Source organism: Shigella sp. FJ200513, from assembly GCF_040495915.1.
Lineage (GTDB): Bacteria > Pseudomonadota > Gammaproteobacteria > Enterobacterales > Enterobacteriaceae > ECMA0423.
Window position 1 is genome coordinate 1 of the sequence record NZ_JBDYCV010000038.1, and the last position, 12,097, is coordinate 12,097.

The window sequence follows — 12,097 nt, forward strand, 5'->3', positions numbered from 1 at the left end:
CTTGCGACGTTAAGAATCCGTATCTTCGAGTGCCCACACAGATTGTCTGATAAATTGTTAAAGAGCAGTTGCGACGCGCTTTAGCGCACTGTCGCGAGGTGGCGTATATTACGCTTTCCTCTTTCAGAGTCAACCCTGAATTTCAGGATTTTTCTCTTCAACCGAACCGGCTGTTTGTGTGAAGTGATTCACATCCGCCGTGTCGATGAAGGCGCATTATAGGGAGTTCTCCGCAGGCCGCAATAGAAAAATTGCAGAAAAATGACTGACTGCTGCATTCCCCAGCAAAACCCCGCTTTATACCTTTTTACGCACAGAGTTATCCACAATCATCAATGTAATTTCTGTATTTTTCCCACGGTAACCACTGTCAAAATTGTGATCACCATTGAAAGAGAAAAATTCGCGAGCGTTGCGCAAACGTTTTCGTTACAATGCGGGCGAAAAATAAGGATGCCCCGTTAGGGGCGTTAGCTGAGTTTTTCGCGAAAAATTCAGCTAACGCTCTCTGTAATAGTCAAACCCAGGGGATTTACCATGCAACAACGTCGTCCAGTCCGCCGCGCTCTGCTCAGTGTTTCTGACAAAGCCGGTATCGTCGAATTCGCCCAGGCACTTTCCGCACGCGGTGTGGAGCTGCTGTCTACAGGGGGCACTGCCCGTCTGTTAGCAGAAAAAGGTCTGCCGGTAACCGAAGTTTCCGATTACACCGGTTTCCCGGAGATGATGGATGGACGCGTGAAGACCCTGCATCCGAAAGTACATGGTGGCATTCTGGGCCGTCGCGGCCAGGACGATGCCATTATGGAAGAACATCAGATCCAGCCTATCGATATGGTGGTTGTTAACCTGTATCCGTTCGCCCAGACTGTTGCTCGTGAAGGCTGCTCGCTGGAAGATGCGGTTGAGAACATCGATATCGGCGGCCCGACCATGGTGCGCTCCGCCGCTAAGAACCATAAAGATGTCGCAATCGTGGTGAAGAGCAGCGACTACGACGCCATTATTAAAGAGATGGATGACAACGAAGGATCGCTGACGCTTGCAACCCGTTTCGACCTCGCCATCAAAGCCTTCGAACACACTGCCGCCTACGACAGCATGATTGCCAACTACTTCGGCAGCATGGTTCCGGCGTACCACGGTGAAAGCAAAGAAGCCGCCGGTCGCTTCCCACGCACGCTGAACCTGAACTTCATTAAGAAGCAGGATATGCGTTACGGCGAGAACAGCCACCAGCAGGCTGCCTTCTATATAGAAGAGAATGTGAAAGAAGCCTCCGTTGCTACCGCAACCCAGGTTCAGGGTAAAGCCCTCTCTTATAACAACATCGCCGATACCGATGCGGCGCTGGAGTGCGTGAAAGAGTTCGCCGAGCCGGCATGTGTGATTGTGAAGCACGCCAACCCTTGCGGTGTAGCTATCGGCAATTCCATTCTTGATGCTTACGATCGCGCGTACAAAACCGACCCAACCTCCGCATTCGGCGGCATCATTGCCTTTAACCGCGAGCTGGATGCGGAAACCGCACAGGCCATCATTTCTCGTCAGTTTGTCGAAGTGATTATTGCGCCTTCCGCCAGCGAAGAAGCCCTGAAAATCACCGCCGCCAAGCAGAACGTACGCGTTCTGACCTGCGGTCAGTGGGGCGAGCGTGTTCCGGGTCTTGATTTCAAACGCGTGAACGGCGGTCTGCTGGTTCAGGATCGTGACCTGGGGATGGTCGGTGCGGAAGAACTGCGCGTCGTCACCCAACGTCAGCCGACCGAACAGGAACTGCGTGATGCGCTGTTCTGCTGGAAAGTGGCGAAATTCGTGAAATCCAATGCTATCGTCTATGCCAAAAACAATATGACCATCGGTATTGGCGCGGGCCAGATGAGCCGCGTGTACTCCGCGAAAATCGCCGGTATTAAAGCTGCCGATGAAGGCCTGGAAGTGAAAGGTTCCTCGATGGCTTCTGACGCGTTCTTCCCGTTCCGCGACGGTATTGATGCCGCCGCCGCTGCGGGCGTGACCTGCGTAATCCAGCCTGGCGGTTCCATCCGTGATGACGAAGTGATTGCCGCCGCCGACGAGCACGGTATTGCGATGCTCTTCACCGACATGCGCCACTTCCGCCATTAATGGAGCAATAGATGAAAGTATTAGTGATTGGTAACGGCGGGCGCGAGCACGCGCTGGCCTGGAAAGCGGCCCAGTCGCCGCTGGTTGAGACTGTTTTTGCTGCTCCGGGTAATGCAGGCACTGCGCTGGAACCCGCGCTGCAAAACGTTGCTATCGGCGTGACCGATATCCCGGCGCTGTTGGATTTCGCACAAAACGAAAAGATTGATCTGACCATCGTCGGCCCGGAAGCGCCGCTGGTGAAAGGCGTGGTCGATACCTTCCGCGCCGCCGGGCTGAAAATCTTCGGCCCAACCGCAGGTGCGGCCCAACTGGAAGGCTCAAAAGCGTTTACCAAAGATTTCCTGGCCCGCCATAAGATCCCTACGGCGGAATACCAGAACTTCACCGAGGTAGAACCTGCGCTGGTGTATCTGCGTGAGAAAGGCGCGCCAATCGTCATTAAAGCGGACGGTCTGGCTGCCGGGAAAGGCGTTATCGTGGCGATGACGCTGGAAGAAGCGGAAGCGGCTGTTCACGATATGCTGGCGGGCAACGCTTTTGGCGACGCGGGTCATCGCATCGTTATCGAAGAGTTCCTCGATGGCGAAGAAGCGAGCTTTATCGTGATGGTGGACGGCGAGCATGTGCTGCCGATGGCTACCAGCCAGGATCACAAACGCGTAGGCGATAAAGATAACGGACCAAACACCGGCGGGATGGGCGCTTACTCCCCCGCGCCGGTAGTAACCGATGAAGTTCATCAGCGCACCATGGAACGTATCATCTGGCCAACCGTGAAAGGCATGGCGGCGGAAGGCAACACCTACACCGGTTTTCTCTATGCGGGCCTGATGATCGACAAACAGGGCAATCCGAAGGTTATTGAATTTAACTGCCGCTTTGGCGATCCGGAAACCCAGCCGATTATGCTGCGCATGAAGTCCGATCTGGTTGAGCTCTGCCTGGCGGCCTGTGAAGGCAAACTGGACGAGAAAACGTCAGAGTGGGATGAACGTGCTTCTCTCAGCGTGGTGATGGCTGCGGGTGGATATCCGGGCGATTACCGCACCGGCGATGTGATCCACGGCCTGCCGCTGGAAGAAGTGGCTGACGGCAAAGTGTTCCACGCGGGCACAAAACTGGCGGATGACGAGCAGGTGGTAACCAGCGGCGGGCGCGTACTGTGCGTCACCGCGCTGGGTCATACCGTGGCAGAAGCGCAGAAACGCGCCTACGCCTTAATGACCGATATCCACTGGGATGATTGCTTCTGCCGGAAAGATATCGGTTGGCGCGCCATCGAACGCGAGCAGAACTAACGCGACAGTTTTGCCAATAGCGTTTTGCGCGTGATCCCTAACTGACGGGCGGCTTCGGTTTTGTTGCCGCCCGTTTTCTCCAGCGCCGCCAGAATCACCTCTTTTTCCACTTCCACCAGCGGCTGAATATCCTGACTTTGCCCCAGCGGGATCGGCGTACTGGCAATCGCCAGCGGCAGCTCGCGTTCGGAAATATATTCCCCGGTCAGCAGCACCACCGCCCGTTCCACCGCGTTTTCCAGTTCACGAATATTTCCCGGCCAGTCGTAGTGGATCAGCAAATCCATCGCCTGTGGCGTAAAGCCTTTTACCGCCTTGCGATTACGCTCGGCAAAGCGCTGAAGAAAATGGCCAGCCAGCAGAGGGATATCTTCCCGCCGTTGCCGCAGCGATGGTACTTCAATCGCCACCACATTCAGGCGATAGTAGAGATCCTGGCGAAAACGCCCGGCATTCACCTCTGCGGCAAGATCGCGATGGGTCGCCGCAATCAGCCGGACATCAACCGAGATAGTCTGGTTGCTACCGACACGCTGAACTTCGCGCTCCTGAATCGCACGCAGCAGACGCACCTGCATCATCGGCGAGATATCGCCAATTTCATCGAGAAACAGCGTGCCGCCGTCCGCCTCAACAAAGCGCCCTTCCCGGCGTTTATCGGCTCCAGTAAACGCCCCTTTTTCGTGACCGAACAATTCAGATTCCAGCAAGGATTCGTTGAGTGCCGCACAGTTGAGCGTTACCAGCGGTTTTTCGCTACGTGCGCTACTGGCGTGAATCGCCCTGGCGACCAGCTCTTTACCGGTGCCGGAATCGCCGTGGATCAGCACCGTGGCTTCCGATGGCGCGACGAGGGCGATTTCACTGAGCAGGTGTTGCATCGCCGGGCTTTTACCGACCATACCGAACTGGCTGGCAGTCACCGCAGGTGTTTCAGCATCAATACTGTGCGTATGCGCGAGCGCCTTTTCCAGCGTCGCCTGTAGGTTATCGAAATCCAGCGGCTTGATGAGATAATCCTGCGCCCCAGTTTTCAGTGCCTCTACCGCCGTCTCGACGCTGGAGTACGCAGTCATAATCAGCACCGGAATTGCCGGGTTTAACGCTTTGATCTCTTTCAGCGTGGCGATGCCGTCCATCTCCGCCATTCGCACATCGCAAAGCACAAGATCAAAAACCTGTTCCCGCACCTGCTCCAGCGCCTGTCGCCCGCTGTTCGCCAGCGCGACGTTATAGCCCCAGCCGCGCAGTAAAGCCTGCAAAATAGTGCAGTGGCTAATGTCATCATCCACCACCAGAATATCGATATTATCGTGCGTCATCCTTGTGGGTCCTTACGCGTAATATTGACCGGAAGCCAGAGGGTGAACGTTGAGCCTTTTCCCTCCTGGCTTGCGACCTGAATTGTACCACCGTGTTGTTCAACAATATTATGCACGACCGCCAGCCCCAATCCGGTGCCTTCGGCTTTGGTGGTGAAGTACGGAGTGAAGATGGCTTCAAGCTGATCTGCCGCAATTCCCTTACCGCTGTCGGTAACGCTGATTTTCACGCCCGCGCCGCTTTCGCTGGCCGTCACGCTAATCACGCCATGCTGACCAATCGCCTGAATAGCATTGAGATAGAGATTCAACAGGACCTGAGTCAGCCTGTCCGGATCGGCCTGAATTTCCGGTAATGTGTCGTTGGCGGTAAAGCGTAACTGGATCTCCCGGCTGTTTGCATCCTGGCTTACCAGCTGTAATGAGTGGTTAATCAGCGTGTTGAGATCCACCGCCTGCAAAGCCAGATGCGTTGGCTTAACCAGTTCCAGCAACTCGCTTACCACGCGGTTTAAACGGTCGGCCTCTTTCGCCATCACCTGCGCCAGTTGATGCGCTTCTCCCCCTGCAGGCGCGCGCTCGGCAAAGTATTTCGCCAGTCCTTTAATCGAGGAAAGTGGGTTACGGATTTCGTGGGCAACGCCTGCCGCAAGATGCCCCAGCGCCACCAGCTTCTCTTTGCGCTTCATTTCATCTTGTAGAAGCTGGCGCGAGCGCAGATAGCGGCGATACCAGAAGAATGACAATACGCTTGCCAGCAAGACCGTCGCCAGGGCGAAGAGAATAATCAGGGTGTTTCTCTGCTCACGATCTTCGGCACTCACAATATTACTGGCGTCGAAAGCGATGAAAATTGCTTGTGGTGTCGCGGCATACTGCTGCATATGGCGCATCCGGTACATTCCAGCAGCAAACATCGGTTGAAACTGGCGATAAATTTCCAGAACAGGCTCGCCGTCTGCGCTATCGATCCGCCGCCACGCTTCTTCATCTCCCGGATGTAACTGCTGCATTTCCTGAGGGGAATAAAGCTGTTTTCCCACCATGCCGGAGTTGCTATGCATCACGATTGTTCCTTGTTCATCCGTGACCGCAAACCAACGTACTCCAGGCTGCCCGGCCATTTCTTCCAGTAAGGCCTGCTGCTGCGCATGATGCATGCGCATCCCCATGCCGACGCGCGAGCCGGATTCAAGAGCGCGAATAAGTACACTGCCTTTTTCCAGCAGCGTTTGTCTGGCGGCGGCAGTCTCGCGCCCATAATCGCGAATCACCGTCACCGCAAACAACCCTACCAGCCCAACAATGACCACGGGGAGGATCGCGCTTAACCATTTAGCTAAGGAGTCTTTAGAACGTTGCATAAAACGCATCTTCTTCTTTGCCTGCTCATCCCTTTCTGACAGCAGAAATCATGCCATCTTTTATCAGCGCTTACCCTGCGCTGTAACACAAAGGCTTAAGTTTCAATGAGTAAAAATGACTCGCTACCCGCAGCAGGCGAGTCATTTTTACTCGTTTATCATGCCAGATTACCCGTCATATCAGCGTTTCATCGTTGGCACGGAAGATGCAATACCCGAAGTAAGACAACCACTGGAGGATTAACCATGAAACGGAACACGAAAATTGCCCTGGTAATGATGGCGCTTTCAGCAATGGCGATGGGATCGACATCTGCATTTGCTCACGGCGGACACGGTATGTGGCAGCAAAATGCCGCGCCTTTGACCAGCGAACAACAGACAGCGTGGCAGAAAATCCATAATGACTTTTACGCTCAAAGCAGCGCACTGCAACAGCAACTGGTGACGAAGCGTTATGAATACAATGCCCTGTTAGCCGCGAACCCACCGGATAGCAGCAAAATTAACGCGGTCGCCAAAGAGATGGAGAATTTGCGTCAGTCGTTAGATGAGTTACGGGTGAAACGAGATATCGCGATGGCTGAAGCGGGTATTCCGCGCGGAGCCGGAATGGGCATGGGCTACGGCGGCTGCGGTGGTGGCGGTCATATGGGTATGGGCCACTGGTAAATCAGAACGTTTTCTCGTTGGGTTGCCAGCGACAGAAATCAGAGTTTGCCACTAACAGTAATTGCGAACCTTCGGGCGCTTCCAGCCATGCCACGCTGACATCAACAGAAGAGCGGCTCTGGCGGCGCTCGATATGCGCTATCGCCTGCGAATCTAAATCAGGTTTAATGGTTTGCCCTTCGCAGGTGGTCACGGTCTGTTCCATCGCATGCCAGCGCCCCTGGCGCAGCACGACTCTCCCCTGACGTAAGGCATCGCTAATCTGGCGGATCTGATCAGCACGATAACGGTATAAATCGATTTGGTCGTTAGAAAGCTGCTGCTTTTCCCCATCGGATTCACGTTGCATAAAGCTCAGATCGCCGCGATCGTCAAAACGCGCGCGAATGTTCACCGGCGGTTTGCTGTAAACATTGATATTGATGAGCGTGAGGTTATCGCCCTGCCAGCGATACTCTCGCGTCGTGGTATCGCCACTGCGCCACGGGCTAAACACGGCAAGCAGATGCACATTATCGCCGCTGTCTTTTCGCCAGATGCGTACCGCGCCCTGGTCTTCAGCAAATCCACTGGCGGTAAAGGGAGGAAGTGAAGAGTTGTGGCTACAGGCAGTGAGAAACAGCGCACCTGCCAGCATCAATGATCGACGCCAGAAAGACAAAAGGGGTGAAACCACCCCTTCGTTAAAACTGTTCACTGCCACGCAATCTTACTTAACTGCGTCTTTCAGTGCCTTGCCAGAAACAAATGCCGGTACGTTAGCTGCGGCAATTTTGATTTCTTTACCGGTCTGCGGGTTGCGGCCAGTACGCTCAGCGCGATGGTTCACTTTGAAGGTACCGAAACCAACCAGTTGTACAGCATCGCCTTCTTTCAGAGACTCAGTAATTGCAGCCAGAGTGGACTCCAGAGCAGCTTTAGCCTGGGTTTTGGACAGTTCTGCTTTCTCTGCAATTACATCAATCAGTTGAGTCTTGTTCATAAGTTATCCTTACAATGTGTTTATCGCTTGCTAAGCATCGAGTGCGACGGAAATGCCAGAATAGCACTCTCCTGCATACACGCACCGATAGCCACTTTTTTTCGCCCCCCAAATGTAGACCAGACGGGGGGCGAAAGGGAAGACTCCAGGTACGACAAATCAGGCGTTAAATCACGTTTTCTGGTCTTATTGCTGAAAAATTATACCAATATTGCTCTCACCCGACTCACGCAGGTCTGCCCTAAGGCCTTTTATCAGCTCGATATCGCGTTCTTCGCACTCAGCTAAAAGTCGGAATATTTCCCACTGAATGTCCCATTCTTGCTCTACAGCTGGGTTTTCTTTAAGCTCTTCATCGCCCATTTCGCGACCAGCCTGAGTCATTTCCAGCATCGCAACGGTCGTGATGGAGGTCTTACTCACTTCCACCGCGTGTTCGAGCGTTTCACCACTCAAACGCGAATGGACCAGTTCACTTAACGCCACGCAGGCATCGATTGCCGGATAAACGCCGTACAGATCGAAATCGTCGGCTGAAGGAATCGCTTCTTCAAATTTCTCCAGTTGGCTGTCGAAATTTACTTTTGCGTCTTTAACGGTCAGCGTTTCCCAGATGAGATCGAGAATACGACGGTAAATTTGCCCATCACCAAAACCGGTTTGCTGGCAGAACATGGCGTAATTGGGGTACATGCGTTCGCATAAGCAAGCCATGAAAGTGACATGCTGCCAGCTTTCCAGGCGCTCCAGACGCAGATGAATTGGGTTTTGTAACATGTTGAGTTCTCAAATACGGAAATTATCCGCAGTTTACCTGAATTAGGGCTGATTTGCTGTATAGCGCACGAACGCCGGACGTTCCGAGGCCACCGCGTCCGCCCAGCGCGTTGGCTCCGGCAGACGATAGCCTTTCATGCAGCGTTGTACCCACGCCAGCGCGCTGTCCACGCTGACCCGATGGCCGGTAGCGATAAACAACGGGTTACAGCGCGCTTTGCTGCGCCAGACCCAGGCCAGCTGCTCGCCTTTATCCATCAGTGGGGCCAGCGCGCCCGGTTTGCTGGAGAGCGGTTCGAATTTACCGCAGAGCCGTTTTTTCGCCACGCCAATGGTCGGCACATCCACCAATAAGCCAAAATGGCTGGCGACGCCAAGACGGCGAGGATGCGAGATCCCATGACCATCGACAAACACTAAATCCGGCTTTTGCGACAGCATCTCCCACGCTGCCAGCAGCGCAGGATATTCGCGGAAGGAAAGAAAACCTGGAATGTAAGGCATGGTGGTGGCGATGCGGGCAACTTTATACTCCACCAGCTCAAGCGAGGGATATTTCAGCAGCACCATCGCCGCTCGCGTCACTTCTCCGCCCTGCTCAAACCCGACATCGGCTCCGGCGATCAGATCCGGTGGATCTTTATCGAGTCGATCCTCGCAGATCACAGAAGAAGCCAGTTCGATTTGTTGAGCGCGTAATGACGCGAGATCCATAATCGCTCCTTAGAGCCTGGTTCAACAGGCGTAATTGTTGAAGGCAGTTTGAGGCCGGACAGCGCGGAAAAACCGGAGCGTACACGTAGTACGTGAGGATTTTGAGCACTGCCCGGCCTCAAAATGGCAAATAAAATAGCCTGATGGATCAGGCTCTTAGCGGTGATACTGTTCAGACAGTCGATGCACTGCCTCCACGAACACGCCAGCATGTTCTGGCGGCACATCCTGATGAATGCCGTGACCAAGGTTAAAGACATGACCTTCGCCGTGACCGAAACCTGCAAGTATAGTCGCTACTTCTTCTTCAATGCGGGCAGGCGGCGCGTACAGCATCGACGGATCCATATTACCCTGCAACGCGACTTTATTGCCCACACGGCGGCGCGCATCGGCGATGTCCGTTGTCCAGTCGAGGCCCAGCGCATCGCAACCGGTTTCAGCCATGGCTTCCAGCCACTGTCCGCCGCCTTTGGTAAACAGCGTGACTGGCACGCGGCGACCGTCGTTTTCACGCAGTAAACCATCAACAATTTTATGCATGTAATAGAGCGAGAACTGTTGATAATCGCGCCCGGTAAGCACGCCGCCCCAGGTGTCGAAAATCATCACTGCCTGAGCACCGGCTTTAATCTGCGCATTCAGATACAAAGTGACGCTTTTCGCCAGTTTATCGAGCAGAGCGTGCAGCGCCTGCGGATCGGCATACATCATTTTTTTGATCACGGTGAAGGCTTTGCTGCTGCCGCCTTCCACCATGTAGGTTGCCAGCGTCCACGGGCTGCCGGAAAAACCAATCAGCGGCACTTCGCCTTTCAGTTCGTGACGAATGGTACGCACCGCGTTCATCACGTAACCCAGCTCATCTTCCGGGTCCGGAATTGGCAGTTTATCGACGTCGGCTTTGCAGGTGACTGGCGAGGTAAAACGCGGACCTTCTCCGGCTTCAAAATAGAGCCCTAACCCCATCGCGTCCGGCACGGTGAGGATATCGGAAAAGAGGATCGCCGCATCCAGCGGGTAGCGACGCAGCGGTTGCAAAGTCACTTCGCACGCCAGCTCGGCGTTTTTGCACAGCGACATAAAATCGCCCGCCTGGGCGCGCGTGGCTTTATATTCCGGTAGATAGCGACCCGCCTGGCGCATCATCCATACTGGAGTGACATCAACGGGCTGGCGCAGCAGCGCCCGCAGATAACGATCGTTTTTAAGTTCGGTCATTTTGGCTGTTCCTTAGTGCGTCAGGCGGTCAGTGTATCATCACTCATACTCTGCCCGACACATCGCCACAGTATCTTCTATCAGACGGCGCGCTACGGTGCCGGGCGGCGGGAGTAACGGCAAATCGTCATAGCGATACCAGTTCGCCTCGAGCAATTCTTTCGGGTCGATCACGATGTCGCCGCTGTCATATTCCGCCATAAACGCGGTCATTAAAGACTGAGGAAACGGCCACGGCTGAGAAGTCACGTAACGCAAGTTTTTAACTTTAATTCCGCTCTCTTCCATCACTTCCCGCGCGACTGCCTGCTCGAGGGTTTCGCCCACTTCGACGAATCCGGCAAGTACTGTATGGACACCGTTACGATGGCGGGTATGCTGGGCGAGGAGGAGCGAATCATCGCGACGGATGGCAACAATAATGCAGGGGGCGATTTGCGGGTAGTAACGCTCACGGCAATGGCTACACAGCATCGCCCATTCGGTTTTGCTCGGATACATTTCATGCCCGCAGTAACCACAGTATTTATGCGATCGGTAAAACTCCGCCAGTTGCACGCCACGTCCGGCCAGTTGAAACAGCCCAACATCGAGATCAATGACCTGACGTACCGACCCCATATCGTGACGCCGCTGCTGTTGTATTAACCAAACAGGTTCCCCCTGCCATTCGCCGATTTGTAGTGCGCGCTGACCCACAAGATCGAAATTTGCCGCTTCGCCATATGGCAATTCTCCCTTCGGCAACCATAATTTTTGTTCATGGCTGACGACCCACCAGCCGTGATCTAATTTTTCAATTATACGATCCATAGCTCTTGCACTACCTTTGCATCACTGGCATGTTTAACATGGTTTTTACATTTCTCACTGAGCAGTTTTTGAATACAAACTTGCGGAGTCAATCATGCTTAACCAGCTCGATAACCTGACGGAGCGCGTCAGAGGAAGTAACAAACTGGTTGATCGCTGGCTACATGTACGTAAGCATCTGCTCGTGGCTTACTACAATCTGGTTGGCATTAAGCCTGGCAAAGAATCGTACATGAGGCTAAACGAAAAAGCCCTTGATGATTTTTGTCAGAGCCTGGTCGATTACTTGTCTGCCGGACATTTCAGTATTTATGAGCGCATTCTTCATAAGCTGGAAGGCAACGGGCAACTCGCGCGCGCCGCGAAGATTTGGCCGCAACTCGAAGCCAATACCCAACAGATTATGGATTACTACGATTCCAGCCTGGAAACCGCCATCGATCATGATAATTACCTTGAGTTTCAACAGGTTTTATCTGACATCGGCGAGGCGCTGGAAGCGCGCTTTGTGCTGGAAGATAAGCTGATTCTGCTGGTGCTTGACGCCGCCCGCGTCAAACATCCTGCTTGAGTTCTGCGCTGTTAACGCGTAATTTACATTCAACGCCCCGTTTGTGGGGGCTAATTTCTTGTCGGAGTGCCTTAACTGGCTGAGACCGTTTATTCGGGATCCGCGGAACCTGATCAGGCTAATACCTGCGAAGGGAACAAGAGTTAATCTGCTATCGCATCGCCTTTGCGGCGATCGTCTCTTGCTTCATCCGTCGTCTGACAAGCCACGTCCTTAACTTTTTGGAATGAGCT

12 protein-coding genes and 1 riboswitch are annotated in these 12,097 nt (G+C 53.9%); of the genes, 4 read left to right on the top strand and 8 right to left on the bottom strand.

Annotated features, from left to right (window positions below; genetic code table 11):
• Positions 1-537 precede the first annotated feature (537 nt).
• Entirely contained in the window at positions 538-2,127 is a 1,590-nt protein-coding gene (purH, locus tag ABZJ92_RS10420) for a bifunctional phosphoribosylaminoimidazolecarboxamide formyltransferase/IMP cyclohydrolase (protein WP_001187566.1), read from the top strand.
• Between the two features lie 11 nt (positions 2,128-2,138).
• The gene (gene purD, locus ABZJ92_RS10425; protein ID WP_000866791.1) at positions 2,139-3,428 is read left to right on the top strand and encodes a phosphoribosylamine--glycine ligase; all 1,290 of its coding nucleotides are present in this window, start codon (positions 2,139-2,141) and stop codon (positions 3,426-3,428) included.
• On the opposite strand, the gene zraR is transcribed toward purD, so the two are convergent.
• Together zraR and zraS are read right to left on the bottom strand one after the other, a co-directional pair.
• Positions 3,425-4,750: a sigma-54-dependent response regulator transcription factor ZraR gene (gene zraR / locus ABZJ92_RS10430; protein WP_000148531.1), complete on the bottom strand. Its 1,326-nt coding sequence runs from the start codon at positions 4,748-4,750 to the stop codon at positions 3,425-3,427. The genes purD and zraR overlap by 4 nt on opposite strands.
• The gene (zraS, locus tag ABZJ92_RS10435) at positions 4,747-6,123 is read right to left on the bottom strand and encodes a two-component system sensor histidine kinase ZraS (protein WP_001211933.1); all 1,377 of its coding nucleotides are present in this window, start codon (positions 6,121-6,123) and stop codon (positions 4,747-4,749) included. Before zraS ends, zraR begins: the two co-directional genes overlap by 4 nt.
• Before the next feature lie 237 nt (positions 6,124-6,360).
• Here zraS and zraP point away from each other — a divergent pair, with 237 nt between their 5' ends.
• Positions 6,361-6,786 carry a zinc resistance sensor/chaperone ZraP gene (zraP, locus tag ABZJ92_RS10440; protein WP_000828222.1) on the top strand — a complete coding sequence of 142 codons (426 nt, stop codon included), beginning with the start codon at positions 6,361-6,363 and terminating at the stop codon, positions 6,784-6,786.
• 1 nt (position 6,787) lies between these two features.
• On the opposite strand, the gene ABZJ92_RS10445 is transcribed toward zraP, so the two are convergent.
• The 6 genes from ABZJ92_RS10445 to nudC all read right to left on the bottom strand — a co-directional run bounded on the left by ABZJ92_RS10445 (position 6,788) and on the right by nudC (position 11,293).
• Positions 6,788-7,483 carry a DUF1481 domain-containing protein gene (locus tag ABZJ92_RS10445; RefSeq protein WP_001300651.1) on the bottom strand — a complete coding sequence of 232 codons (696 nt, stop codon included), beginning with the start codon at positions 7,481-7,483 and terminating at the stop codon, positions 6,788-6,790.
• 12 nt (positions 7,484-7,495) lie between these two features.
• On the bottom strand, positions 7,496-7,768 hold the full coding sequence (gene hupA / locus ABZJ92_RS10450; protein ID WP_001044513.1) for a nucleoid-associated protein HU-alpha: 273 nt from the start codon (positions 7,766-7,768) through the stop codon (positions 7,496-7,498).
• A gap of 186 nt (positions 7,769-7,954) precedes the next feature.
• Positions 7,955-8,545 (bottom strand): YjaG family protein, encoded by a 591-nt coding sequence (locus ABZJ92_RS10455; protein WP_000940102.1) that lies wholly within the window; start codon positions 8,543-8,545, stop codon positions 7,955-7,957.
• 42 nt (positions 8,546-8,587) lie between these two features.
• Complete coding sequence (gene nfi, locus ABZJ92_RS10460; protein ID WP_000362374.1) at positions 8,588-9,259, bottom strand: deoxyribonuclease V; 672 nt, start codon at positions 9,257-9,259, stop codon at positions 8,588-8,590.
• 156 nt (positions 9,260-9,415) lie between these two features.
• Positions 9,416-10,480 (bottom strand): uroporphyrinogen decarboxylase, encoded by a 1,065-nt coding sequence (gene hemE, locus ABZJ92_RS10465; protein WP_000137636.1) that lies wholly within the window; start codon positions 10,478-10,480, stop codon positions 9,416-9,418.
• Positions 10,481-10,519: 39 nt separating this feature from the next.
• Entirely contained in the window at positions 10,520-11,293 is a 774-nt protein-coding gene (gene nudC, locus ABZJ92_RS10470; protein WP_000373931.1) for an NAD(+) diphosphatase, read from the bottom strand.
• A 94-nt stretch (positions 11,294-11,387) separates the two neighbouring features.
• Between nudC and rsd the strand changes: the two genes are divergently transcribed.
• The gene (gene rsd, locus ABZJ92_RS10475; protein WP_000934302.1) at positions 11,388-11,864 is read left to right on the top strand and encodes a sigma D regulator; all 477 of its coding nucleotides are present in this window, start codon (positions 11,388-11,390) and stop codon (positions 11,862-11,864) included.
• 52 nt (positions 11,865-11,916) lie between these two features.
• Positions 11,917-12,017: riboswitch (TPP riboswitch) on the top strand.
• Positions 12,018-12,097 lie beyond the last annotated feature (80 nt).